We start from the raw sequence: 24,759 nt of genomic DNA, 5'->3' as shown, positions 1-24,759 counted from the left end.
TATGATTCGATATCTCAAAGAACTGCTGTTAGTTCTCTATTTAATTAAGAATTACGACTATTACCTCGAACGACTGAGTGCCATGGGCATCGGTATTCCGCTGTTGTTATTTGGCGGGATGTTTGTGGTGCTGACGGTGGCGCTGTTTATGACGGCGTACATCCGTCAGACGCTGATTAGACATCTATTCGCTATAACGCTGTTTGTGTCGGCCGTGTTCTTTGACGTTTATACGAAAGTGACCGCCGATTACCTGACTTACAGCAGCTTCGTGTCGTTGGTGTATTCCGGCGGTTTCATCCAGGAAGCGGCGTACCAGTACCGTGACCCGCTGATCAGTGGCCTGGTCAGCGGCTTGTTGCTGCTGTTCGGCATTGGCCTCAAACCCCGTCATCGGATGCCGTTGCCGGGGGCGTTGCTGGTGGCGGCGCCCGTGTTAGGTGTGTTGCTGCTCAGCGCGGTGCTGTTCGTGCGGGCCGGCGAAGGCGCCCGGGGCCTGCCGATCATGTACACGCCGCTGGCCTACCTGAACCTGTTCGCCTATGAATCGCTGCACAATACCGTCGGCCCGCGGGAACCGGTGAAACTGGTGCGCGGCGATCAAGCGGTGGGCCAGGACATTGTGCTGATCATCGACGAGAGCATTTCCGGCAACTACCTGGACATCAACGCGCCGTTCGGCGTGCACAGCAACCTCAAGGAACCGCGCCCGGGCGTGGACATCTTCAATTACGGCTACGCCGCTTCCATCGCCAATTGCAGCGCCGACACCAACATCACCCTGCGCTACGGCGGCACCCGCGCCGACTACATGCGCATCAACACCACGCTGCCGTCGATCTGGCAGTACGCGAAAAAGGCCGGGCTGCGCACCGTCTACATAGACGCCCAGCGCACCGGCGGCAATCTGCAGAACCTGATGAACGATGCTGAGAAAAAGGACATCGACGAATTCGTGCAATTCGACCAGACCAGCGTGCGCGACCGCGACATGGCGGCGGCGGCGAAGCTGATCGAACTGCTAAATGACGACAAGCCGGAACTGGTGGTGATCAACAAGGTGGGCGCGCATTTTCCGGTGCACGACAAATACCCGGACGCGTTTATGGCCTACCGTCCGACCTTGCCCCGCGGGCAGTTTGTCGAAGTGGCGGACACCGGCAAGCGCGACGGTTTCAATGGTCAGCCGGACGATTGGGTGCTGTACCGCAATGCCTACAAGAACACGCTGCTGTGGAATGTCGGGGAGTTCTTCGCGCGGGTGTTTGCCCAGGCTGACCTGAGCAATGCGGTGCTGATCTACACCTCGGACCACGGGCAGGACCTGCATGAACGCGGCAACCCTGGACTCAATACGCATTGCGGTGGCGACCCGGTGGAAGAGGAAGGCCTGGTGCCGTTGGTGGTGATTCAGGGCAGCGCCTTGAAAACGTTGGACTGGTCGGCGCAACTGGCCGGCAACAAGGATCGCTCCAGTCACTACAACATCTTCCCGACGTTGTTGCAGTTGATGGGGTATGACCTGGCGGGGGTGGAGGCGGTGTATGGCAAGCCGCTGAGTGTGGCGACGGCGGATGAGTTCACCTTCAACTACCGCTTCAATGCACGGCTGGGGGCCAAGCCGGAGTGGAAGCACATTGATCTGAAAACCATTGTCACGCCGGGGCAGGCGGCGACGAGTGTGGCGACGGGGCAGTGATTCTCGAGTGCACCTCAAAACCATGTGGGAGCGAGCTTGCTCGCGATGAGGGTTTAACATTCAACGCTAATGTTGAATGTCAGTCCGCTATCGCGAGCAAGCTCGCTCCCACAGGTGCGTGTGTGCCAGTAAGCAGTCAACCCAACGCAATCACCCAAACCGCATCCCCGGATGAATCACACAGATACAGACGCCTCCCATCAGCACTGAACACCGGACTCTGCGGATACCGACCGGCCTTGAAGCGGCTGACGACCTGCCACGTTCCGGTGTCGATGATTGAAACGCTCCGTTCTGCTGCACTGCAACAGCACGCCAGACCGCCGTTCGGGCTGAGGGTGAAACCGTGGGGCAGTGCAGGGATGGGCAACAGGTCCGCCATGGCATAGCTCGACAGGTCGATCTTCGCGACGACACCTTCGGTGGTCCGATAGGGCACATACCCGAAGTCCCCCGCAGGACTGAGGGCGAACTCTTCAAACGGCTCGGGCAGCGACAGGACCGTGGCGATCTCGCCGCTTACCGTATTCATCGCTTTCAGTTCGTGGTGCAGGTAGTCACAAAAGAACAGGCGACCGTCGTGACCGAGGACGGCGGCGCTGGTCAATGAGCCGGTGTCGATACACGCCAGCCGCTCCCCGGCCAACGGATCGATGACACAAAACTGGCGATTGGCGTTGATATACACCCGGTCGCCCTCGGCATTGAGCGCCATCGCATGCCCTTCGCTGGCAGCGATTTCGCCGATGATCTGGCGCGACGGAATATCAACGACCACCACCAGCGGTTTGCCCTGCCCGGTCACGTAGGCCCGAGTGTCCGTGGGATCAATAACGATGGCCAGCGGTTGGATCGGCAGCGCTATGACGCTGATCACGCGAAGGGCAAGGGTGTCGAGCAGCGACAGCGTGCCGTCATCGGTATTGCACACGCAGGCGATTGAGCTGTGGACGGCGAGAGCCATGCAGTTTGGCTCGCGTCCGACCTCGACAATCCCGATGACTATCGGCTTGCGCAAGTATTTGCCAACAGAAGTGTTCATGATCCTGGCACCTGTCCTGCGCAACGCCATGGTGCAATGGGGGACTTTCCTCGGTATCAAACACTCTTTGTGTGACGATATTAGATACCCGCCTCTGATCGGCCGCTACTGGAAGTATTAACAGGTAGTCTATGGGCTCAGGCGAGTCCGCTATCCTTGCACCACGCTCATCAATCAGGTTTTCCCATGCTTCAGGTCCAGGGCGTCTTCAAAAGCTATGCCACCCCCCAAGGTCCGCTGCCGGTACTGCAAGGCATCGACCTCAGCTTGAAACCCGGCAGCAGCCTCGCGTTGATGGGTGAGTCGGGCAGCGGCAAAAGCACGTTGCTGCACCTGATCGCCGGGCTGGACAAGGTCGATCGCGGCAGTATCAGCAGCGGCGAGCATCGGCTGGAGCAGATGAGCGAAGGGCAACTGGCGAACTGGCGACGCACGGAAATCGGCCTGGTGTTCCAGCAATTCAACCTGATCGGCAGTTTGCGGGTGGAGGACAACCTGGCGTTCCAGGCACGTCTGGCCGGGCGCCACGATGCCCGTTGGCAGGCGCATCTGGTGCGGCGTCTGGGCCTGGGCGATTTACTGCGGCGCTATCCGGAGCAATTGTCCGGCGGCCAACAGCAACGGGTTGCACTCGGCCGGGCCCTGGCCTCGCAACCGAAACTGCTGTTGGCGGACGAGCCCACCGGCAGCCTCGATGAAGCCACCAGTGATGACGTATTGAAGTTGTTGCTGGAACTGCTCGACGACACGCCGACGACGTTGTTGATGGTCACCCATAGCCCACGGGTGGCCGCGCGCCTGGCGGAAAAGGTGGTGTTGCACCATGGCCGTCTGGTTGACGCGGACGTGCGCTGAAGTGCGGGTCTTTCGCGAAACCCTGCGCGCGCTGCTGAGCCATTGGCGTCAGCACCCGGTGCAGTTTTTCAGTGTGCTGACCGGGTTGTGGCTGGCCACCAGTCTGCTGACCGGCGTGCAGGCGCTGAACAGTCAGGCGCGGGAAAGCTACGCCCGGGCCAGTCAATTGATCGGCGGCGAACCCCAGGCCAGCCTGAGTGCATCCGGTGGCGGGGTGTTTTCCCAGCAAGTGTTTGTCGAACTGCGTCGGGCAGGCTGGCCGGTATCGCCGGTGCTGCAAGGTCGGTTGACCCTCAAGGGCCACGACGATCAGCGTTTGCAGTTGATGGGCATCGAACCGGTGTCACTGCCCGCCGGTTCGGCGGTGGCGGGGCAGGCGTTGGCGATGGAGCGCATCGTCGAATTCTTCAGCCCGCCGGGGCGTACCTGGATTGCGCCGCAGACCTTGCAAGCCTTGGGTTTGCGCGAAGGTGAAACGCCGGTGGCGGAGAGCGGGCAGACCTTGCCGCCACTGCACGCCCAGCCCGACATGGCCCCCGGCATGTTGCTGGTGGACATCGGCTTCGCCCAGCAGATCCTCGGCCTGCCGGATCAAGTCTCTCGTTTGCTGCTGCCCAAGGATTTCTCCGCGACTCTGCCCGAACATCTCAAAGGCCAACTCCAGTTCAAGACCAGTGGCGAAGAAAACAACCTCGCGCGCCTGACCGAAAGCTTTCACTTGAACCTTGATGCCTTGGGCTTTCTGTCATTCGTGGTCGGCCTGTTTATCGTCCACGCGGCGATTGGCCTGGCACTGGAGCAACGCCGAGGCTTGCTGCGAACCCTGCGCGCCTGCGGGGTCAGTGCCCGGATGTTGATTGCTGGCCTCACGGTCGAATTGGGCGGTCTGGCCTTGATCGGTGGCGTCGCCGGCGTCGTCAGCGGTTATCTGCTGGCCAGCGTGCTGTTGCCCGATGTCGCCGCCAGCCTGCGCGGGTTGTACGGCGCCGAAGTGGCGGGGCAGTTGAGCTTGAGTCCGTTGTGGTGGCTCAGCGGTATCGGTCTGAGCCTGCTCGGTGCCTTGCTGGCCGGCGCCAACAGCCTGTTGCGCGCAGCGCGTCTGCCGTTGCTGGCCCTGGCCAATCCGCAAGCCTGGCATCAGGCCCATGCGCGGTGGTTGCGGCGTCAGGGCTGGGTCGCCGCGATTGCCGCTTTGATCGCACTGCTGGCATTGATCTGGGGCGACAGTCTGACCAGCGGTTTTGTGCTGATGGCCGCGTTGTTGCTCGGCGCGGCACTGGCGCTGCCGGTGTTGCTCAACACCGTGCTCAATCTGGTGTTGCACCGCAGTCGCTCGGTGCTGGGGCAATGGTTTCTCGCCGATTGCCGCCAGCAACTGCCGGCCCTGAGCCTGGCGCTGATGGCGTTGCTGCTGGCGCTGGCGGCGAACATCGGTGCCGGCAGCATGACCGCCGGTTTCCGCCAGACCTTCAGCGACTGGCTCGAACAACGCCTGACCGCCGAGCTCTACCTCAACCCGCAAAACCCGGCCCAGGCCCGCGAACTGCACACCTGGCTCAAACAGCAGCCGCCGCTCACAGCGGTGCTGCCCAGCTGGCAAGTGTCGATCCAGCTGCAAGGCTGGCCGGCGGACGTTTATGGCGTGATCGATCACCCGAACTATCGCCAACACTGGCCGCTGCTCGAAGCCTTGGGCGACAACCCGTGGGAGCGCCTGGCCAAGGACGACACGGTGATGCTCAGCGAACAACTGGCGCGGCGCCTGAAAGTGCAACTGGGCGATCACCTGACGATCCCGACGCCCAACGGTTCGTGGTCGCCACGGGTTGTCGGCATCTACGCCGACTACGGCAATCCCAAGGGCCATGTGCTGGTCAACGTCAACCACTTGCTGCGCGGCTGGCCGCAACTCACACCGAACCGTTTTAACCTGCGCATCGACCCGGCGGCCATTCCGCCATTCCTTACCGCACTGCAAAATCGCTTCGCCCTCGACGACAGTCGGATTGTCGATCAGGCGCGGCTCAAGGGCTGGTCTACTCAAGTGTTCGAACGCACGTTCGCCGCCACCGCCGCGCTCAACAGCCTGACCCTCGGCGTCGCGGGCGTGGCGCTGTTCATCAGTCTGCTGACCCAAAGTCAAAGCCGCCTCGGGCAACTCGCGCCGCTGTGGGCGCTGGGCGTAACGCGGCGGCAACTGATGCTGCTCAACCTCGGGCAAACCTGGCTGCTGGCGCTGTTGACACTGATTCTGGCGTTGCCCTTGGGCATCGCGCTGGCGTGGTGCCTGGACACGGTGGTCAACGTCCAGGCCTTCGGTTGGCGACTGCCGCTGCGGGTGTTTCCGCTGCAACTGTTGCAGTTGATGGGGCTGGCGTTGCTCGCCACCTTGCTGGCCTCCGCGTGGCCGTTGTACACGTTGTACCGCACCCAACCGGCGGATCTGCTGAGGACGTTTGCCCATGAGGATTAAGGTCGGGCTGCTGATTCTGGCGTTGTTGAGCGGCTGCGATAACTCGGCGCCGGTGGAGAAGGGCTTTGCCGGTCTGGGCGGGGAGGCGTCCGCGTTTACCCCGGTGGTGCCGGGGCGAGTGTTCAGCTTTCCGGCGGATCATGGGCCGCACGATGGATTTCGCATCGAATGGTGGTACGTCACCGCCAACCTCAAGGACGATCAGGGCCGCGAATTTGGCGTGCAGTGGACGTTGTTTCGCAGCGCGTTGAAAGCAACACCCGAGGTGGCCGGTTGGGGAAATCAGACGATCTGGCTCGGGCATGCGGCGGTAACGTCTGCCACGGCGCATCACGCGGCGGAACGCTATGCTCGGGGTGGCGTGGGTCAAGCCGGGGTGAACGTGGCGCCGTTCAAGGCGTGGATTGATGATTGGCGGTTCAGCGGTCCTTTGGCTGACATGCAGCTCAGCGCTCGGGGCAAGGGATTCAGCTACCAACTGCGGCTGACTTCAACGCGTCCACTGGTGTTGCAAGGCGATAACGGTTTCAGTCAGAAATCCGAGCAAGGCCAGGCGTCGTACTACTACAGCCAGCCGTTTTTCCAGGCCAACGGCTCGCTGGAAATCGATGGCAAAACCTACACGGTTAGCGGCCCCGCATGGCTCGACCGCGAGTGGAGCAGCCAACCCCTGACCGCCAACCAGAGCGGCTGGGACTGGTTTTCCCTGCACCTGGACAGCGGCGAACAGGTGATGCTCTACCGCATGCGGCAAAAGGACGGCGCGCCTTACCTCACCGGTACCTGGATCGACGCGCAGGGTCAGACGCAGCTATTACATGGTGATGACATCAGCCTCACGCCTGGGGGTACCGCCAAAGTCGCCGGGCATTCGATGCCGGTGCGCTGGTCGATCAAAATCCCCGGCAAACAACTCGACATCACCACCACCGCGCTGAATCCCAATGCGTGGATGAATTTGCGCATTCCGTATTGGGAAGGGCCGGTGCGCTTGAGCGGTAGTCAGGCGGGGCAGGGTTATCTGGAAATGACGGGTTATTGAGATCAAAAGATCGCAGCCTTCGGCAGCTCCTACGGGAGAACGCGTTCCTTTGTAGGAGCTGCCGAAGGCTGCGATCTTTTGATCTTGATATTGCATTGATGAAACCCACCGGAACTCCAACCGTCGGCCAACCCTCTACCGTACGAACGCCCCTGCAGGAGCCCGTCATGAGCGACGACCTCAAACCCCCAGACCTCGCCACGTGGCAACGTCTGTTCGACGACAAGGCCTATTGGCAGCAGTCCCCCGACGCCCACTACAGCGAACTGCTGCGGGTGGCCGACGACTTGCTGGGGCAGGGCGCGATCGACCTCGAACAATGGCAAACCCTGAAAGCCAAGGCCGAGCAAGCCCACAAGGATTCGCCCGCCGTGAACGTCGCCCAGGAAGTCGACGACCCCGAAGCCTGAGGAGCACCGCAATGAAACCGATCACCGAAGCCGAACACCCCGACGAACCCCGGCCACCGGGCGAAGTCGAGCGCGACAACGACGCCCTGCGCCCCACCGATTCGAACAAACGCAAAGAAAACAGCCGGGGTACCGACAGCGGCGAATCCACCGCGCAAGAAACTGCGAACACTCCCTGAACAGCGTCTATGCTCACTGGCACGCACGGAGCGGACCCTTGATCCAGAGCCGTGCGCTGCCATCAATCACAGGGAATGTACTGTTTATGAAATTCAACGCACTGGCCCAGGCCATCACCCTCGCCACACTCCTTTCCGCCGCCAGCCTCAGCGCCATCGCTGCCGATATTCCACTGTCCGCCGCCGTAGAAGCCGATCAAGTCACCACCAAAGTCCTCGCCGTCGACGCCGTCAAACACCAGGTTGTTTTGGAAGGCGCCGAGGGCCGTCAAGTTCATGTACAACTTAGCGACAAGGCCAAGGACCTCGGCAACCTTAAGGTCGGCGACAAGGTCAACGTTGAAGTTACCCATTCCGTTGCCGCCTACCTCGACACCGACGTCGACAAAGGCCTGCCAGGGTCCACCGAACGCACCGGCGAAATCCGCGCCACCAAAGACAACCCGAATCCCGGCGGCGAAGCCTTTCGTCAGGTACAGGTCCAGCTGAAAATCACCCACATTGATACGAAGAAAAATCAGGTCACCTTCGAAAATCCAGCTGGCCAATCGAAAACCGTCGACGTTGTAAAACCGGAAGTTCAAGCGAAATTGAAGGACCTGAAAATCGGGCAAAGTGTTGTCGTGACCTACACCGATATCTTGAAAGTGACAACTCAACACGAAAGTTGAGTATTGGCTCTATATAGAGTGATTATTCTTGTACAGATTTTTGTATAAGAATAATCGCTTTAATGTTCCAGTTGGTGAGTTTGATGTATGTAAGTTTGAAATCGATAAATATCCACTGAGGTTGTGTGCATAAATTTCATGGTTATGTATACGGACATATTCATCGAGTTCTATTAAAATGCTTCCCGTTCGCCCAGTGTCAGGGCTCTTTACCGGTGCATGGATTGCCAGGCCATTACACTGGGCGAACACCTTCTTTCAAGTGCAATACGTTAAGATGCGCGGCATTTTTCAATTCAAGGAAGAAAACGGCCGCCGCCGTTCTGACACGGATGAAACCACTCTCCCTCTACCACCCAGCCCTCTACTGGCTGCGCGTGTGGCAAAAACGCCTGTTCCGCCAACTGGCCTGGCGCTTCTCCCGTAGGCAATACGCCGTCGCGTTGAGCACCGCTCGGTTGCCATTCCGTTACCTCAAACACACTTCCAAACTGATCCGCAAACTCGGCGATTCTGATATTGCACTGCAACACAACAAAGTTATTAATCTGAAATTGGCGGTGGCTTCTGTTGATGGCGTGGTCATTGGTCCGGGTAAATATTTCTCTTTTTGTCGGTTGGTTGGCCGACCGACCCGCAAGCGCGGGTATGTCGAAGGCATGGAGTTGTCCTTCGGCGAAGCCCGCACAGGCGTCGGTGGCGGGATCTGCCAACTGAGCAACCTGATTCACTGGATGGCCATTCACTCGCCGCTGATCGTGGTCGAACGCTCAAATCACAGCTTTGATCCGTTTCCTGATGAAGGGCGAGTACTTCCATTCGGCTCCGGCGCGGCGATTTTTTATAACTATGTTGATCTGGTTTTGCATAACCCGACGGATCGGTGTTTTCAGTTGAAATTGAAGGTCGGTGAGCAGCAGTTGGAAGGCGAGTTGTTGTGTGATCGGGCAAGAGAGTTCCGGTATCACGTTTATCAACTTGGGCATCGGTTTGTACGGGAAGGTGGGCGGGTGTTTCGGGAGAATGAGATATGGCGGGATGTCAGGACTAAGGGGCAGGGGAGTGAGTTGGTGGCGAGTGAGCGGCTTTATCGGAATCGGGTGGTGGTTAAGTATGTGGTTGATGACGCGTTAGTTGAAATACCGGTTGTCATATAAAGCGGATTGATAGGGATATCAGAAGATGAAAAGACTGACCCGACGCCAACGTTTCTGGCTCTGCGTGCCTCTGTTCTGCGCCGGGCTGTGGGCCGCGTCGCAGTGGTGGGAAAAGGGCCTGGCGAAGCCAGTCGGCGCCCCTGACATAAGCCCCAACGGTTGCTATCGAGTCCAGGAGTTTCAACCTTTTTGGCTGTTGCCCTGGTTCTTGCACCCGATGGCCTTCCCGGACCCGGAGGCAGAAGTGTATTGGTTCGCACGCTGGGAAATTCCGGCTTTTTTTCGCCTGTACGATCATCGCAATGGTCAGTTGATTGGCGAAAGCCAGATCTACGACCTGGTCAATGCTGGCGGACCTCTGGATTGGGGGAGCCGAAGCTACCCCAAGGTGTCGGCGGCCATGATTCAGATCGGTCCCCATCTGCCTGATTGCATGGGCGATCAGCCTGACTGATCGCTGACACGAAGGTGGCAGGTCGTCCGGTTCTACCAGAGCAACGCCTGCGCAATCTGATTCGCTTCAGTCCGGGTTTGCTCACCCTCCATGATCGGTGCCCGCAGCAACGACCGTTCGCCCTCGCGGTCCACGATCCAGAACGCCATTTTTATCGGTGTTTTGCGCAGGATGCCGGCAACGAAGTCGTCGTCGGAGACTTCTTTCTCGTCAGGCAGTTTCGTCACATCGAACTCCCATTTTTGGCCGGTTGCTTGCGACTTCTCAGGCTTGGCCGACTTGGGTGAAAACGTTGATCGACGCATATCGGCGGCTTGCAGTCCCAGCTTTTCCGCCATGAATGAGCGCAGCAACGACTCAAGCTTTTCATCCGATGTCTGGGCCGAACCCACGGTAAGGCCAAGCTGTACCCCTGTTTGCAGGTTTTCGTAGTAGAAGCGATATTCCGTGCCCAATCTCAGGCGGTAGCCGCCCACCCGCAAGGGCAGATGAATGCCTTTCCAGCTGTTAACCAACGCATTTTCATCCTTCGGGACTGTCCAGCCCAGCGTCGCATCGCTTTGCTGCCCTTCGACGAGCGTCCGGTTCAGGGCGATGGCCTCGTGATCTCTGCCCTGGCGGTAGGCGATATCCGCGGCGTAATCCAGCGCGGTGCTATAGAGGGATTGAAAGGTCAAGCCGTTCTCCCAGGCGGGAACGGCCAAACCCAGCGAGCGGCGGGCGGCATCCAGGGCGCCGTGCCGGTATTGCGACACGCCGATCAGTGTCTGCACGCGCGCAATTTCCTCCGAGAAATGCGCGTCGGGCAGCGCCTGTTCCGCCAGTTCAGCGGCCTTGGGCCAGCCGCCGGGACGCTCCCAGGCCGCATCCATTTCTTGGGTCTGTTCGGCCATCGTGCGTTCGCGGAACAGCGGCGGTGCGCTTTGCCATTTCAGTGCCGCGAATAAGTTGCGCATCTGCTCGGCGGCTTGGGCTTCGTCCTGCGATCTAAAAATCACATCAACGTCCATGCGCCAGTCGCCGCGTAGCGCCGTCCAACGAATGTTGGTGCATTGCGCTCCGTCACACTCCTCTTTTCTCCCGAGTTTTACGGAGACCAGGCCGTCGAAGGGAAGGTCGGGCATCGCCGATGCAACCGCCCGAACCTCACGCTGTTCCTGATAGGGTTTGAGCCAATCCTGGCGTTGCGTTGTGGTGTAATTGCGTTGTGCTTCGTCATAAGCCAGCGAAATCTCGGCGCTCAGGCGCCCGTTTACCAACGCCTGCGTATAGAGGAGGCGGGTGGTGGCATCGCGTTTTTCTGCGGGCTCAAACTTCGCCAGTTTCCATTGCCCCAGCAGAAGTGGCATCGAGAAATCAGCCAGTTCGTAACGCAAGCGCGGTTCATCCGGCGACAAGCGCCATAGGCCGGGCTCGGGACTGTTGTTCGTGAAGAGCTTTTCCTGCAAGCGTGGGACCTCTGCTCGTTCACCCGCCCTCATGCTGGCCTCGATGGCCAGGCCCAGCATTTTCGCGATGCGGGGGTCGCGCCTGTTTGTCGACCCGACAGAGGCGGCTTGCCGATCCCAATACGTAATCTGCTCTTCGGCGGCTTTCCGGGCCTCGTCGTATCTCCCTTGCTGGTGCAGCAGATTAACAAGCAAGTCGCCCGCCTCGAGTTCCGTGAAATCCATGGCGCCGCCCTTACGGCCTGCCTCCATGGCCGCCCGGGCCGCAACCGTGGCCTCTGCCAATGAATTTTCGCTGCTCAGGCGTTGTGCCTCGTGCATCAGTTGCGCCGAACTGGGTGCCCGCGCCTTTGCCTGACCTGCTGGCACCGCCCAGGCAGCGGTGCTGGTCGACAGCAGGAGTGCGGCAACGAGGGCGCAGTTTCGGCGTCGTATTGAGTTCTTCATGGTGGTGGGTTTCAACTTACTGCTCCTTGCAGAGGACTCTTCCGGGGTGCGCTGTGTAGCCCGTCTAAAAAAATAAATCTGTGTGCTTTACGCTCAACCGCGATGAACCTCATCAAAGTCATCGGCCTTCGGCGTCGCCTGAATGCCCTTAGCTTCTTGAGCGCGGTAGTAAGCTTCGATGCTCAGGGACGCATCAATGCGAGCCTTGATGATGCAGGGCTGTTTTTGCCCACGAGTGAACCCTGCAGCCAAAATACAGTACTGGCACTGACAATGAATCCCGCAATTTGTAGATGATGGACTATTTTCTTTTCTGTCACATATAGAGTTAAAGAAGTTAACATTAAGGCAACAGCGGAAAACGCAACTAGAAGTGCAAGCCCAGTGCCGGGGGGCATGCCCAAGCTCTGGCTTGATGGATCCGAAGATCCAAACGGTCCAAGGCACCCATATGAAAGAAATACACACTATCTTAAGTGCGAACAATAGATGTGGAATTTTGCTAGAGTTTTGAAAGCACCAATGTCTGGCATCGCAGTAAACTTCTTCCTTTTATTCTTGCTCCTGCTGTCGTTGGTAGCGCGTGTGCTCTTCACCTTGCAACTGGGTAGTGATCTCCATCGCCGGCTCCAGATTGGAGTAGTAACCAAAGGCGAGATGGGTGTCAAAGTTCCCTGTACGATTGATATCTTCCGCCCATTTTGGCGGTGGCAAAGGTTCATGACTGTTGCTGCGATAAGCACTGGCAGCGTATGGGGCATCCATTTGTACGGTCATGCGGAGAACTCAGTGGTTTCGATTTGCAATGGGGTGGGACGATATCCCGCTGCAGGTTTTCCGATGGCAAACGATGGCTGGCCGAGATAGCGGCGGAACAGCTTTTGGGACTTGGATGCAAAAGGGGGCAGATTTATTTTTGCGCGATCTCTTGCTAGGAGAGTGCTAAGAAAAAAATCTGTCCCTGTTGTACTTAAAATAAACAGGTCTTCTTAATACTCACGATGACTCCGGCTCTTGCGTTTTTGTCTCGTTTAAATTTACGCTGAAGTACTCCATGAAATCTTTCCCTTGAGAAAAGAATTTTTCGATTTTATCACTCTGATCTTTCAATTCTCTACTCGGTTTTGCCCATTGTTCGGATGATAAAGGTTCAGACCACTCAGTAATAGATTTAGGTAGAGATTTCATGCTGTAACGATGGTCCCATTCCGCGACCAAATATGGAAGTCTCCACCAGGTGATTATATGAGATAGATACCACAAGACAACACTTAGCGCGGAGCGTTCGTTGTGTCTGTATTCCTCAAGCATGTCTGCTTGCTCTTTATCAAATGTATGACGGCCTTCGTAGGATGCTTTGCCTGGACAGTATAGCGGCCCCTTCTCCATGTAAAGACGGATTGCTTCCCATTTACCCAAACCATGAATTGGGGTCGGTACTCCCTGGGTTACCATATGTACTGTATCGGCTTTTGGGTTATCGAATGCCATGCCAAAAGTGTAAGTGCTAATTATTCCTACCCCAGTTACGCCAGTGCTGATAGAGAGCCAGGATACCAGCTCTTCCCAAGGTTGGATTACGGGCTCATCAGATCCATCCGCAAAAAAGCAGACCTCGCGGCGTTGCCGATGGAAGCGGATGGGGCGAGAGCGTGCTTTAGTGCGCGTGGTACTGATAACAACATAGAGCCCTAATAGGCCTGTTCCTGCCGCCGCCCAAGCGCCGATGGCTGCACCAGGGAAAAAAAACTCCATGAAAATTTGTGAAAATGTTCTGCCGTAGGGATCACCAAAACTCATCAGTCCGGCAATAAAGGGGCCCACTAACAAACTTACAATTAGTATAAGCATACCACTGGCGATCATAACTCTGGTTTGGAAAGCCTTGTTGAAATTGCTGCTACCTACATCGAGATACGTTTCATTGACATCCAGAAAACTCCCCCCCAAGTCCATGGGGGTCTGGCCGGTAGGAACAGGCAACGGCGAAAAGAAAACTGCCTCACCAGTGAGAAAGCGTCGAGATTCACCAGCGATAGGGCGCTGGTGTTTTAGATTAAATTCATCGTGTTGTGTTGATTTGGATTGCATGAAGTTTAATCCTAAGTGGTGAGCTAGGCTGCTACAGGAAGTCGCTGTTAACCAGCAGCCATGGGGCATCGGTGTTACGCGATTTTAAAACAGAAACCGCTGGAAGCAGCTTGCCATTCTGCGGATTTAACGTTGTAGTTTCGAAACGTTTTTCTCGATAAGTCGTATCGCCTGCGACGGGGTGATAGCGTACGGCAATAGCCAAACCATGCTGCGCGTTAGCCTCGTGTTGGAATATATCCATACCCAGTTTAAGTGGCTCATCCGGAGCGCTAAGAAGATTGAGCTGATAAAGCAATGGTTCGCTCCACGCTTCCCAGTCATTACGTTGGTGGTTTGTCAACCAGTAAGCGCTCACGCCAAACTCTACATCATTTAGTTCACGAGCTGTTATTCCAGGTATTCGGAGGACGGCCATAGGTTGGTTGTTTACCGACTGCAAGGCTACCTGAGGTGCGGCAGTGATATCTGCAAGCAACAGACGTTCCTCGGCCATACTGTGGTTAGCACTCTGCTTGCCCCAAGGGCCTTTTTGCAGCCATGTATCAAGTTCGGTCTTGTTGTTACGGTTATACAAGAACTCTCCGCCTAATTGCAGGCCGGTAAGTACGAGGCCAATCAAATTAGCTTTGGCGGCAACACTCAGCAACTGGCTACCCGCTTTAACCCAGACTAGTGCACGGGCTTCGTTGACGGTGGTAAACGCTTCATAAATAGATTTGCCACTTTGTGCAAAAGCCCATCCATTAAGCGCAAGCTGTCCAGAGTCGCCTGCTAATGTCATGCTGGCTCCAGCCAGCTTGGCTCCATTACCTGAGCGTAGCGCTTCTGTCCATTTGGCTGCTGAACCTTTTTCGCCGTAAATGCTTGTTCCTGCTGCGACAGCACTGAATATATAAGCAAATGGGCTCAGTGCCCCGGTGATTTTTCCTAACTTGGCAGCTAATTTTATTTTGCCCGCAGCGCTTGTGTAATTCTTGATAGCTACTGAGAGGCTTGTTATAGCAATACCTTGCGCTGCCGCTAAACCACCACCTATGGTAGAAAATAGGGCGTTAAAGAATGCAATGTTATCTGCGCTGTCGCGCACCGCTTTAGAGCGTAACTCTACATAAACTTGATAAAAGTTCACCGTCTGCATGATAAAAGCTGCAGAGGCAAACAAATCCCCTCCTACCGATTTGAACACGTCCCCGGACAAACCTTTGTACGGTCGCTTGAGCCGATAGTCCTCGGCCATTCTTTCAAATTCGACCAGTTGGGCGTTGTTAAGCCCTTTGATTTTGAAGGCGGCTTTGCTGGGTCCATCCCCAATAGGGCTCATTGCCTGAGCTACACGCCCTTCGAGAGGCGCAATAGTTTGTTGTATGGCTTTTCGGCGAGTCACCAGAGCTTTGTAACCGCCTTTGGCGGCGAGGCCTTTACGTTCTTTGGAGATGGTTTGCTTTATTTGATTTTTGAGCGACGACATTTGCTTACGCAGATCCGTCAAACTAACAATATCAGCCTTAAATTTTTCGATTTGGCTGGCAGATGAAAACTCCAGCGTAATTCCTTTTTTGTTGAATGCCCTCAATACATTTATCCACGCTGAGCCAGGGATTTCCCGCAATACTTTCGCCGGATCTAACGGCTGACCATTACGCAAGGCCTGCATTGCATTGTCGAGAGCTCCCGCCAGACGTAGTTGTTTCGCTGGTTCGTATGCTGTATCACGTAATTGCCCGAGAACAATACTGTCCTCCTTAAGCTGCATAGCGGCAGCCAAGTTTTGAGTCAACAGGTTGCCAAATTTTCCGCTTAGCTCTTGAGCACCGACATAATCCTTTTGGGCCATAGCGGAATCGCGCAATGATTTGACGAATGATGCAACCTTAGCGTGCATGTCTTTCTGGTCGGCCAGACTCAATGTGAAAAATGTAGGTACGTTAAATCCGGGCTGTTTCTCAATTAAATCTGCGAGTTTTTCCGTGGCTAGATCGGTCCGGCAAATGTCTCTTATGCACGCGTATTCGGTAGCGAGAGTTGTATTGAGTTGGTCTTCTATTTTCGGATCGAAATACCACGCCGAACGGTGAAAGCGCTCCTCGCTCACTAGATTGGCTCGATCCTTGCTGATCAAATCCAGGCGTTTGTTCCAGCGACTTAATTGGGTTTTTTGTTGTTTGAGGAATGCTTCCATAGCCGGACGGTCAATCAGATCGCTGATGCCTTGCTGCCCCATCTTTGCCCCATCGAGAGCATCATCTGTATTGTCATCTATGGTTTCGATGAGCGTTTCATATTTTGAATAAAGCGACATTAGGCTTGTCCGCATTCGCGATTTCGCTGCTGCGATTGCACCGCGATGTGTACCTGCCCCTGAGTACTGAGTTTGATTTTTTACATTAACGTAGTCGACGATAGTTTGCCGCTGTTCTTCGGTGGTTTCATCTTTGAGCTGAGCAAATCGCGGATCGCCTTGGGCCGCATTAAGAATCGTATCGCTGGTGACCGTATACAACGATTCGATATAGCAACCAAATACATACTTTTTCTGATTAGCCTCAGCATCACTCCAGTCACTTATCCAACCCGTGACCAGATCTTGATGTTCTGCAAGATCGCGCAGCACGCCTAGATCATCCTGTATGACCAAATAGAGATGATCACGTTCGTTGTCTGTTTTGACTTGCTTTTTTAGTGTGCCTAACTGAATTTTTTTGAACTGCGATGCCTGCTCCCAGAGGTAATCTTGACTTTCCTCAGGCTTGGCACCAGTGACTGCTGGATCTTTACTCGGTTGCTCGGCAACTTCCGCAATCCATTTTTCCGCTTGGCTCGGGGTCAGCAGATTAGCGGCACCTTTTTCGGGGTCTGCCTTGGTCAGGTCGACAGACTGCATGAAGTAGTTACGCTCAGACTTATGTTTGATGACCTGCGAACATTTAGCAGCTGTCCATTGCACTTCTGAATAATTGACGTAGAGCTTGCTCAATCGCGGGAACACCAGCACGGCTTCACCCACGTTGCTCTCACGTTTATTGGCGGTGATCTCGCCTTTTTCCCACAGCAACTGAGTCACGATGCCGTTCTGGATGCGGTATTCGTGCATGATGACTTGAGGTGTTTTGTCGACGATGACGTACAGCCAGCCATCGCGAATCAAGCGTATGCCCAGGGGACGTGAAGTGGTTTTGTACGGCATCGCCAGTTCGTTGGATGGGTCAAGTCGTTCGACCAGACCGTAGCGTAGTGGGATGAGTTGGATTTTGGCCTTCATCAGGGAGCAGCCACCCATGGCGCACTTGCCGTCGTCTTGGCTTTTTGCAACGCTGTTCGGGCTTTTGCCGGACGATGTTGGCGTGGTCATCCTTGATTCCTGTGGGGGGATTCAGCCCGTACTTGGGCCATATCAGCGACCTGTTCGAGTCGCTGTGCGGGCGTTTGTTCCGATGGGGTTTTGAGTATTGCATTGAGGTCTGGATGTTCTTCCAGCGCTCTTTCACCGAGGAACCCGTGAATGTTGGCGTAGAGGGTGATGTCGAGTTCGGTATTGAAGCCTCGATCATACGAGGTCGACGCCAATGCGTGCAGGTGTTCCCAGCGTTGCAGATGCGTCGATTGCGCCAGATAGGACGGGAAGTATTCGTGCATGTGTTCGTCGAGTCGAAGAACAATGTTGCGGAAATTCACTTCATCCAGTTGGCTGAGCTGCTCGTCACTCAAGCGGTAGAGTTTTTTGTGATTCGGTTCGGGGACTTTGGCGGGGCGCCGGTTTACATGCCAACAGCTCAGCGCCGCATCGGCGGTGACGATCTGTACACAAGGGCCGAACAAGGTCGGATCCTTGATGCTATCCGCGTGGGTGAGCAATGCGTGAATCACGGCGGGGTCGGCTATACGCAATAGAACTTCTTCGCCTTGCGGGTGCATCACGCTGGTGAGCCAACGGAAGTGCGCGACTATCTGTTCCCATGGCTGCTCGCTGAATACAAGATGGCCCCATTCTTGACGGGACGCGTTCAGGAACTGCATCAGGATCGGATTGTTCTGTGTTTTTATCTGGACGAGGCATGGCGAAATATCACCCAGCTCGGCCCAGCGTGTACCGAGGTAGAGCGGCTCGAATACCGGGTCATCAGACCATTGGTACAGATGCTGTGGAAGTTTCTCGACGCTGACACCATCCAGCAGCAAACCTACTGTGCCATTCCATGGGAGACCCTGGGGTAAGCCATTCTCTAGCGACCACTCAGGTTTAAGCATTTTGTGCCTCCAGTTTGGCTTTCTCACAGATCGCGCAAATCGGCTTCTTCTGCATCAACGCCTGCCGCTGCGCCGGCACCAACAATTCCCCAGCCTTGTCCGAATCCGCCTGCTTCAATGGCCCCGGCAGCAAAGGTGCTGCGCCTGTGCCATTTCCCGGGCTGCCGCCGGAGTTCATGTTGATCACCGGCCCACTCAAGGTCACGCCCCCGGCATCGATCTTGATGAAGCTCCCTCCACCGATCAGGGTTAACTCAGTGCCTGCTTCCATCACCACTTTCAAGCCGCTGCTCAAGTGAATCTCTTGGCCTGCCTCAATGAATTGCCCGGTTCCAACCTTGATGTGCTGATTAACCCCCACAGTCAAATGATCATTCGCCTGCGTCTCAACCTTGCGATCGGCATAAACCGTGTGGTGCTCCTCGGCCTTGAACTCCGTGTAGCTGTTTTGCTCGACGGTGTCGTGGCGTTCGTTGCCGACGCGGATTTTCTGGTCGTGCTCGACGTTTTCATCCCAATCTCGCTGGGCGTGCAGGAAGATTTGTTCCTGGCCCTTCTTGTCCTCGATGCGCAGTTCGTTGTAACCGCCGCCACCGGGGGAGCTGAGGGTTTTGAAGCTGCTGCGGGTTTTGTTTGCCGGTAACTCGTACGGGACGATGTTTTCCTTGTGGTACAGGCAGCCGCTGATCAGTGGTTGGTCGGGGTCGCCTTCAAGGAAGGTGACCAGCACTTCCATGCCGATGCGCGGGATGGCGATGCCGCCATAGTGGGCGCCGGCCCACGCGGAGGAGACGCGCAGCCAGCAGCTGGTTTTGTCGTCGGCCTGGCCTTCGCGGTCCCAGTGGAATTGCACTTTGACGCGGCCGTATTGATCGCAGTGGATCTCTTCACCTTTGGGGCCGGTGACCACGGCGCTCTGGCTGCCGAGGATACGTGGCTTGGGATGGTTCAGCGGCGGACGGTTCGGCACGTCCCAAGGCGTGGCCTGGAAGCGGTTGCGGTAGCCCTGGTGGAAATCGTCTTTCAGGTTCGTGGTGTGGCTGGTGACCGATTCTTCCAGCACTTGCGGCTGTTTGCCTTCGTGCAGAACTTCGGTGAGCAGCCACAGGTCGTTCCACTTGGCTTTTGGGTGTTGGGTAAGGGCCAGGAAATGGCCGCTGACCAGGATCGGTTGATCGCTTCTGCCTTCGGCGAGCTGGAAGTCGCTGCGGTGACGTTCGAGGGCGCGTTTGGCCAGGTGTTTGCCGCGTTCGCGGTCGATGAAACGACCGGGGTAGTCGTAGTCTTCGAGGTCGGGCAGGGCGTCGCCGCGGCTTTCCGCTTCGAGGGTCAGGCGCGGTTTTTCGAAGTCGTAGTCGCGGCGGGTGGTGCGGCTGGTGCGGGTTTCCAGGCGCAGGTCGAAGCGCTTGATCACCGGGTCGGTGGCGACCATGCCGGAGTCTTGTTGATAGGCCACTGGCGCGAGTTTCGGGAACACCGTCTGGTCATCGCCGAACACCAGTTTGTGGGCCATGGCGCTGTGCTGGAAGTGGTAGTGGATACCTTCTTCCTCGCACAGGCGCTGGATGAACTGCAGGTCCGATTCATCGTATTGGACGCAGTAAATGCGCTCGGGATAAATCGCCCCGACTTTGAATTCGTAGGCGTTGCTTTGGATGCCGTGCTCTTCGAGGACCATGCCGACGATTTTCGGCACGGTGAGGTTCTGGAAGATGCGCTGGTTGATGCGGTGCGCCAGGTAGGACAGTTGCGGGCGCAGGGTCACCGCGTAGCGGGTCAGGCGTTTGCCGGAATCACCCTGGGCGGCGCGATAGATTTGGCCATGGATGCCGCTGCCGTCAGGTGCGAGCTGCAAGAAGGCCGGTTTGTGCAGCAGGGTTTCGAGGTCCAGGGACGGCTGTTCACTGACCAGTTCCACCTCAAACACAAAAGGCTGGCTGATGGCTTCTCGACCTTGCAGGGAAAGCACCTGCAAATCATTGGAAAGACCTTCGATAGTCAGGGCAAAGTGGGTCTGATTGGCCGGCGCGAACATCCCTTGTTCCTTATGCTGTGCTGCGGCGTTCGACAATACCGGAAGACGGAATCAGCAGACGCAAAATTCTGGAAAGGCGTAAACGACATCGACCAGCAGAGCTGGCCGATGCGTGAAGCGGTCAGCCGCGATTAAGCGACTGGTTGACGCCAGTCATCGGAACCCGAAGTACCGGATACTTCGTGGGTCCAGGTGATTTTGCGGTAGGTGAACTGCACTTCTTCCAGGTGCGTGAAGTGCGAGTTCGACGGGTCCTGGCAGTTGTGCATTTTGTTGTTGATGGCGACGATGATCGCGTCTTCCAGTTTGGTGGTGTAGTAGTGCTCTTGGGTGCCTTGAGCCGAAGTGCGGTACCACTGGATAACGATTTCGCTCATGCGCTCGCCGGAGGTCAGAGCAGCTTGCAGCAGTGGCGAAGCCTTATCGTAGACCTTGGTGATCACAACTGGTTTGTGCACACGCTGACCGGTCGGTTGGCCGGACTGCGGGTCACGCGGGATGATCACGTCGTGGCTGAACGCCTGAACCATGACCTGGTCTTCGTGACCTTCTTGGTAGGTGTTGCCAACCGAGTCGGCGGTGAATGCGCCGGCAGTGATCAGACCTTGTTTTTCGCCAGTGACGGACATGTACGCTGGAGTAGCCATGGATGTGCTCCTTGCTAAATAAATGAGAGTGCCCGGGAGGCGGTATCGCCCGGTGGGTGCCTGACTGTTATCAAGGTCCGTGCCAGAAATGTTAAGGGCTATATAAACCGGGGGTTGAAGGGGTTTTTTCCATGGCTTGAACGGATCTGAAGCCCGGATCGCCCGCCAAAGTGCGCAAGAAGTTGCGCACCACTGCGCAACTTCTTGCGCACTTGGCTGGAGGGCCTGGCGGGCCGGGCGCTCAGCAGGGTTGGCCGGTTTTTTTGCGGAGCAAGTGCGCAACTTCTTGCGCATCAAGGCCATGCGCCATCATCCAGGGTCGGCCTCAACAAATGCAACGAATCGAAATGCAGAGTGGTCAATGAAAAAGATCCCCGCGCGCCGCTGAGCGCCGAACATCCCGACATCAAGTGAGAACGACATGAAAATCCTGATGGTTCTAACGTCCCACGATCAATTGGGAAACACCGGTAGGAAAACCGGCTTCTGGCTGGAAGAATTCGCCGCGCCGTATTACACGTTCAAGGACGCCGGCGCTCAGTTGACCCTCGCTTCTCCCAAGGGCGGCCAGCCACCGCTGGACCCGAAAAGTGATGAGCCGGACGCGCAAACCGCCGCCACCGACCGCTTTCGCAAGGACTCGGCGGCGCAATCCGCGCTGGCGTCTACGGTGGTGTTGAGCAGCGTGAAGGCTGAGGATTTTGATGCTGTGTTCTATCCCGGTGGCCATGGTCCGCTGTGGGATCTGGCGGAAGACCAGCATTCGATCGCGCTGATCGAGGCGCTGTACAAGGCCGGCAAACCGGTCGCGACGGTGTGTCATGCGCCGGGCGTGTTGCGTCACGTCAAGGATGCGGACGGTCAGCCGTTGGTCAAAGGCAAGCGTGTGACCGGGTTCAGTAATAGCGAGGAAGAGGCGGTGCAGTTGACCGATGTGGTGCCGTTTTTGGTCGAGGAGGAGTTGAAGGCCAAGGGTGGGATTTATTCGAAGGGCGAGGATTGGGCAAGCTATGTGACGACCGACGGGTTGTTGCTGAGCGGGCAGAATCCGGCGTCTTCGCAGGCTACAGCCGAAGCGCTGCTGGCGAAGCTCAACGTGTAGGAGCTGAGCTTGCTCACGATGGCGATCTCAAGGACGCCATCGCCGGCAAGCCGTGCTCCTACAGGTTTTATCTGCGATTCAACGCTGCCAGACACTCCTCAATCGAACGCTGCTGCGTCTCGGCATACAACCCCAATTCATCAATCGTCTTGCGTCCCAGCGCTTGCTCAAACGCTTGCTGGTTCGAATGCACGCCGTAATGGGTTTGCGCCGCATCTCCCAGGTTCGACTGGAAAATCCCCGCCGCACTCACCGGCAAAAAGTCCTCATACACCAGCGGTTCAACCCGCACGTATCCGCCACTGAGCAAGTCTTCCAGTGACGAACCGTTCAACCCGTCCGCCGCCAGGCCTTTTTCCGTCACGAAGTAGCGAAAGTACGCCAGTTCCTGTCGGCGCATGCCTTCAAGCGTGTCAGGGAATTCGCCAAAGTGCTGGGCCATCAGTTCGTTGTAGCGCGCGGCATTGGCTTCATTCGGGAAATCCTTCAACTCATCCCGGGCGGCATTCAGCAGACGATCGTAAAGCCCTCGACCTTTAGGTGTAAGCGCCGCGCCCCGTTGTTCGATTTCGCCGAAACGGGCGCTGTGGCTGCCGCGTGTCTGGTCTTGATCGGTGAAGGCAATCGGCTCGTCCAGCGCCTTGAAACTGGTCTGGCGCAGCAGGATCGGACACTGGCGGCGCGGTGGGCCTTCGATCACGGCTTTGGGGGTGATGCCGTGGGCGGGCATTTGTGCCTGGACGATGTCGATGTCTAGGGTGCGCGGGGTCAGGTGATTGATGTGCGGGCCCTTGAACGCCACGACGTCGGCGATCAGTCGGTGTTGGGCGCTGAGTTGTTGATATTGCGCGGCGGTGACGGTGGCGCTGTGGTGCCAGCGGAAGGTTTCCAGGGCCTGCTCGACGAATTCCCAGGCTTGCTTTTCCGTGAGCCCGCCCTGGGTTTCGGCTTGCTCGATCAGCGCCAGTGCCTCGTGGGTGAAAATCGAGCGTTTATCCAGCACCGATTGGGCGAAGGCGCGCAGTTCCAGGTCTTCGATCAGCTCCAGGCGCAGCAGCGAGGTGAACACCCGGAACGGGCTGACTTGCAGCGCCGTTTCATGCACCGCGCGAAACGCCGTGGAATGCACCGGAACGCCCGCCGGGGTCAGGTCGTAATAACCCACCGGTTGCATGCCCATCACCGCGAACAACCGGGCGAGGGTGGCCAATTCAGCGGCGGTGCCGACCCGGATCGCGCCGTGGCGCTCCAGGTCCAGGCGCTGGATTTCGCCGGTGCTTTCGAGCTGCCGGGCGATCTGCGGCTCGCTGGCCAGCACGTGGCGGTTGGTCTGTTCCACCAGTTCCATCAGCGCGCCATACAGCGGCACTTCTTCGCGGTACATGTCGGACATCGCTTTGGAGAAGCGTTGGCGGATCAGGTCGGGGCTGACGAAGCTGGGGTGGCTCATGAAAAAAATTCCTGGCGCGGTGACAGAGAGGATGGGGCAAAAGATCGCAGCCTTCTGCGGCGCCGACAAACGAAGATTCCTACGAACTTCATTCTCCCAGCGACTGGTCGACCAGTTCGATCCAGTGCCGCACCTGGGTTCGCCCGGCGCTGGCGAGGTGGCTCTGGCAGCCGATGTTGGCGGTGACGATCAGCTCCGGGCCACCGCTTTCCAGAGCGTTGAGCTTGTTATCCCGCAGCTGCCGGGCCAGTTCCGGTTGGGTCAGGGAATAGGTGCCGGCCGAACCACAACATAAATGACTGTCGGGAACCGGCGTGAGATTGAAGCCCAGTCGGGTCAACACGGCTTCCACCGCGCCGCCGAGTTTCTGCGCGTGCTGCAAGGTGCAGGGGCAATGGAAGGCAATCTTCCGGTCTGTGGCGGCGCACACTCGTTCCAGTGGCTCATCGGCCAGCACTTGCACCAGATCCAGCGCCAGTGCGCTGACCCGCCGGGCCTTGGCCGCATACGCCGGATCACCTTCCAGCAAATGTCCGTAATCCTTGATAAACGCACCGCACCCGCTGGCGGTTTGCACAATGGCTTCGGCACCGTTTTCCAGGTGCGGCCACCAGGCATCGATATTGTGCCGGGCGCGCTCCAGCCCTTTGGCCTGGGCGTCTAGGTGATAATCCAGCGCACCACAACAACCGGCCTCCGGCGCCGGGATGACGCTGATGCCCAATCGATCCAGCACCCGCGCCGTGGCGGCATTGGTGTTGGGCGACAGCCCAGGTTGTACGCAGCCTTCGAGCATCAACACCCGCCGCGCGTGTCGAGGGGCAGGGCGCTCGCCCGTGACAGGCAAGTTGCGGGGCAATTTCATTTCAACCGTGCGCGGCAATAATGGGCGGAATGTCGCGCCGATCTTTAGCAATGACTTGAACAGATTTGGATTTGGCGCCAATGCCCGCAACCCCTCGCGCAACAGCCGTTGCCCCACCGGGCGCGGCACGGCTTGATCGACCACGGCCCGGCCGATGTCGAACAGGTTGTGATAATCGACCCCGGACGGGCAGGTGGTTTCGCAGTTGCGACACGACAGGCAACGGTCCAGGTGCAGTTGGGTTTTTGCCGTGGCGGGCGCGCCTTCGAGCACTTGCTTGATCAGGTAAATCCGCCCGCGCGGGCCGTCCAGTTCATCTCCCAGCAGTTGATAGGTCGGACAAGTGGCGTTGCAGAACCCGCAATGCACGCAGGTGCGCAGGATCTTTTCCGCTTCGGCGGCCCGTGGCAGTTTGCGCGACTGTTCGCTGAGGGTGGTTTGCAT

20 protein-coding genes are annotated in these 24,759 nt (G+C 57.3%); 10 read left to right on the top strand and 10 right to left on the bottom strand.

Features of this window, described 5'->3' with window-relative positions; genetic code table 11:
- Position 1: 1 nt before the first annotated feature.
- A complete protein-coding gene (locus HB680_RS00185; protein WP_213936604.1) occupies positions 2–1,699 on the top strand; it encodes a sulfatase-like hydrolase/transferase in 1,698 nt (565 codons plus the stop codon).
- Positions 1,700–1,835: 136 nt separating this feature from the next.
- Here HB680_RS00185 and HB680_RS00180 read toward each other — a convergent pair whose 3' ends face one another.
- Positions 1,836–2,741 carry a hypothetical protein gene (locus HB680_RS00180; RefSeq protein ID WP_213936603.1) on the bottom strand — a complete coding sequence of 302 codons (906 nt, stop codon included), beginning with the start codon at positions 2,739–2,741 and terminating at the stop codon, positions 1,836–1,838.
- 186 nt (positions 2,742–2,927) lie between these two features.
- On the opposite strand from HB680_RS00180, the gene HB680_RS00175 reads away from it, so the two are divergent.
- The 8 genes from HB680_RS00175 to HB680_RS00140 all read left to right on the top strand — a co-directional run bounded on the left by HB680_RS00175 (position 2,928) and on the right by HB680_RS00140 (position 9,982).
- Entirely contained in the window at positions 2,928–3,596 is a 669-nt protein-coding gene (locus HB680_RS00175) for an ABC transporter ATP-binding protein (protein ID WP_213936602.1), read from the top strand.
- Between the two features lies 1 nt (position 3,597).
- Positions 3,598–6,069, top strand: coding sequence for an FtsX-like permease family protein (locus HB680_RS00170; protein WP_213937088.1), 2,472 nt, complete (start codon positions 3,598–3,600; stop codon positions 6,067–6,069).
- The gene (locus HB680_RS00165) at positions 6,059–7,111 is read left to right on the top strand and encodes a lipocalin-like domain-containing protein (protein WP_213936601.1); all 1,053 of its coding nucleotides are present in this window, start codon (positions 6,059–6,061) and stop codon (positions 7,109–7,111) included. Before HB680_RS00170 ends, HB680_RS00165 begins: the two co-directional genes overlap by 11 nt.
- 167 nt (positions 7,112–7,278) lie before the next feature.
- Positions 7,279–7,521, top strand: coding sequence for a hypothetical protein (locus HB680_RS00160; RefSeq protein ID WP_213936600.1), 243 nt, complete (start codon positions 7,279–7,281; stop codon positions 7,519–7,521).
- 11 nt (positions 7,522–7,532) lie between these two features.
- Complete coding sequence (locus HB680_RS00155; RefSeq protein ID WP_213936599.1) at positions 7,533–7,700, top strand: hypothetical protein; 168 nt, start codon at positions 7,533–7,535, stop codon at positions 7,698–7,700.
- An 86-nt stretch (positions 7,701–7,786) separates the two neighbouring features.
- Positions 7,787–8,371, top strand: a complete 585-nt coding sequence (locus HB680_RS00150; protein ID WP_213936598.1) for a hypothetical protein — start codon at positions 7,787–7,789, stop codon at positions 8,369–8,371.
- A gap of 332 nt (positions 8,372–8,703) precedes the next feature.
- Positions 8,704–9,528 (top strand): VanW family protein, encoded by an 825-nt coding sequence (locus tag HB680_RS00145; protein ID WP_213936597.1) that lies wholly within the window; start codon positions 8,704–8,706, stop codon positions 9,526–9,528.
- A 25-nt stretch (positions 9,529–9,553) separates the two neighbouring features.
- Entirely contained in the window at positions 9,554–9,982 is a 429-nt protein-coding gene (locus HB680_RS00140) for a hypothetical protein (protein WP_213936596.1), read from the top strand.
- A 32-nt stretch (positions 9,983–10,014) separates the two neighbouring features.
- Here HB680_RS00140 and HB680_RS00135 read toward each other — a convergent pair whose 3' ends face one another.
- The 7 genes from HB680_RS00135 to HB680_RS00105 all read right to left on the bottom strand — a co-directional run bounded on the left by HB680_RS00135 (position 10,015) and on the right by HB680_RS00105 (position 20,898).
- Positions 10,015–11,892 carry a hypothetical protein gene (locus HB680_RS00135; RefSeq protein WP_213936595.1) on the bottom strand — a complete coding sequence of 626 codons (1,878 nt, stop codon included), beginning with the start codon at positions 11,890–11,892 and terminating at the stop codon, positions 10,015–10,017.
- A 537-nt stretch (positions 11,893–12,429) separates the two neighbouring features.
- Positions 12,430–12,654, bottom strand: coding sequence for a hypothetical protein (locus HB680_RS00130; protein WP_213936594.1), 225 nt, complete (start codon positions 12,652–12,654; stop codon positions 12,430–12,432).
- A 219-nt stretch (positions 12,655–12,873) separates the two neighbouring features.
- Positions 12,874–13,968, bottom strand: a complete 1,095-nt coding sequence (locus tag HB680_RS00125; protein ID WP_346657327.1) for a hypothetical protein — start codon at positions 13,966–13,968, stop codon at positions 12,874–12,876.
- Positions 13,969–13,999: 31 nt separating this feature from the next.
- On the bottom strand, positions 14,000–17,320 hold the full coding sequence (locus HB680_RS00120; RefSeq protein ID WP_213936593.1) for a toxin VasX: 3,321 nt from the start codon (positions 17,318–17,320) through the stop codon (positions 14,000–14,002).
- On the bottom strand, positions 17,317–18,216 hold the full coding sequence (locus HB680_RS00115) for a DUF4123 domain-containing protein (RefSeq protein ID WP_213936592.1): 900 nt from the start codon (positions 18,214–18,216) through the stop codon (positions 17,317–17,319). Before HB680_RS00115 ends, HB680_RS00120 begins: the two co-directional genes overlap by 4 nt.
- The gene (gene tssI / locus HB680_RS00110) at positions 18,209–20,251 is read right to left on the bottom strand and encodes a type VI secretion system tip protein TssI/VgrG (protein WP_213936591.1); all 2,043 of its coding nucleotides are present in this window, start codon (positions 20,249–20,251) and stop codon (positions 18,209–18,211) included. Before tssI ends, HB680_RS00115 begins: the two co-directional genes overlap by 8 nt.
- Positions 20,252–20,382: 131 nt before the next feature.
- Complete coding sequence (locus HB680_RS00105) at positions 20,383–20,898, bottom strand: Hcp family type VI secretion system effector (protein WP_054051032.1); 516 nt, start codon at positions 20,896–20,898, stop codon at positions 20,383–20,385.
- A gap of 421 nt (positions 20,899–21,319) precedes the next feature.
- On the opposite strand from HB680_RS00105, the gene HB680_RS00100 reads away from it, so the two are divergent.
- On the top strand, positions 21,320–22,000 hold the full coding sequence (locus tag HB680_RS00100; RefSeq protein WP_213936590.1) for a type 1 glutamine amidotransferase domain-containing protein: 681 nt from the start codon (positions 21,320–21,322) through the stop codon (positions 21,998–22,000).
- Between the two features lie 67 nt (positions 22,001–22,067).
- Here the strand turns inward: HB680_RS00100 and HB680_RS00095 are convergent, their stop codons facing one another.
- Both HB680_RS00095 and glcF read right to left on the bottom strand, forming a co-directional pair.
- Positions 22,068–23,450, bottom strand: a complete 1,383-nt coding sequence (locus HB680_RS00095; RefSeq protein ID WP_213936589.1) for a VOC family protein — start codon at positions 23,448–23,450, stop codon at positions 22,068–22,070.
- A gap of 88 nt (positions 23,451–23,538) precedes the next feature.
- Positions 23,539–24,759, bottom strand: coding sequence for a glycolate oxidase subunit GlcF (gene glcF, locus HB680_RS00090; RefSeq protein WP_213936588.1), 1,221 nt, complete (start codon positions 24,757–24,759; stop codon positions 23,539–23,541).

The sequence above is a fragment of the Pseudomonas sp. dw_612 genome (assembly GCF_018449725.1).
GTDB lineage: Bacteria > Pseudomonadota > Gammaproteobacteria > Pseudomonadales > Pseudomonadaceae > Aquipseudomonas.
The sequence above is the reverse complement of the archived record's forward strand: the minus strand, read 5'-3'. Positions and strand labels throughout refer to the sequence as shown.

Excerpts from the sequence above, each read along its gene's own strand:
- HB680_RS00185 (WP_213936604.1), top strand. The coding sequence starts at position 2 with ATGATTCGATATCTCAAAGAACTGCTGTTAGTTCTCTATTTAATTAAG.
- HB680_RS00180 (WP_213936603.1), bottom strand. The coding sequence starts at position 2,741 with ATGAACACTTCTGTTGGCAAATACTTGCGCAAGCCGATAGTCATCGGG.
- HB680_RS00175 (WP_213936602.1), top strand. The coding sequence starts at position 2,928 with ATGCTTCAGGTCCAGGGCGTCTTCAAAAGCTATGCCACCCCCCAAGGT.
- HB680_RS00165 (WP_213936601.1), top strand. The coding sequence starts at position 6,059 with ATGAGGATTAAGGTCGGGCTGCTGATTCTGGCGTTGTTGAGCGGCTGC.
- HB680_RS00160 (WP_213936600.1), top strand. The coding sequence starts at position 7,279 with ATGAGCGACGACCTCAAACCCCCAGACCTCGCCACGTGGCAACGTCTG.
- HB680_RS00155 (WP_213936599.1), top strand. The coding sequence starts at position 7,533 with ATGAAACCGATCACCGAAGCCGAACACCCCGACGAACCCCGGCCACCG.
- HB680_RS00150 (WP_213936598.1), top strand. The coding sequence starts at position 7,787 with ATGAAATTCAACGCACTGGCCCAGGCCATCACCCTCGCCACACTCCTT.
- HB680_RS00145 (WP_213936597.1), top strand. The coding sequence starts at position 8,704 with ATGAAACCACTCTCCCTCTACCACCCAGCCCTCTACTGGCTGCGCGTG.
- HB680_RS00140 (WP_213936596.1), top strand. The coding sequence starts at position 9,554 with ATGAAAAGACTGACCCGACGCCAACGTTTCTGGCTCTGCGTGCCTCTG.
- HB680_RS00130 (WP_213936594.1), bottom strand. The coding sequence starts at position 12,654 with ATGACCGTACAAATGGATGCCCCATACGCTGCCAGTGCTTATCGCAGC.
- HB680_RS00125 (WP_346657327.1), bottom strand. The coding sequence starts at position 13,968 with ATGCAATCCAAATCAACACAACACGATGAATTTAATCTAAAACACCAG.
- HB680_RS00120 (WP_213936593.1), bottom strand. The coding sequence starts at position 17,320 with ATGACCACGCCAACATCGTCCGGCAAAAGCCCGAACAGCGTTGCAAAA.
- HB680_RS00115 (WP_213936592.1), bottom strand. The coding sequence starts at position 18,216 with ATGCTTAAACCTGAGTGGTCGCTAGAGAATGGCTTACCCCAGGGTCTC.
- tssI (WP_213936591.1), bottom strand. The coding sequence starts at position 20,251 with ATGTTCGCGCCGGCCAATCAGACCCACTTTGCCCTGACTATCGAAGGT.
- HB680_RS00105 (WP_054051032.1), bottom strand. The coding sequence starts at position 20,898 with ATGGCTACTCCAGCGTACATGTCCGTCACTGGCGAAAAACAAGGTCTG.
- HB680_RS00100 (WP_213936590.1), top strand. The coding sequence starts at position 21,320 with ATGAAAATCCTGATGGTTCTAACGTCCCACGATCAATTGGGAAACACC.
- HB680_RS00095 (WP_213936589.1), bottom strand. The coding sequence starts at position 23,450 with ATGAGCCACCCCAGCTTCGTCAGCCCCGACCTGATCCGCCAACGCTTC.
- glcF (WP_213936588.1), bottom strand. The coding sequence starts at position 24,759 with ATGCAAACCACCCTCAGCGAACAGTCGCGCAAACTGCCACGGGCCGCC.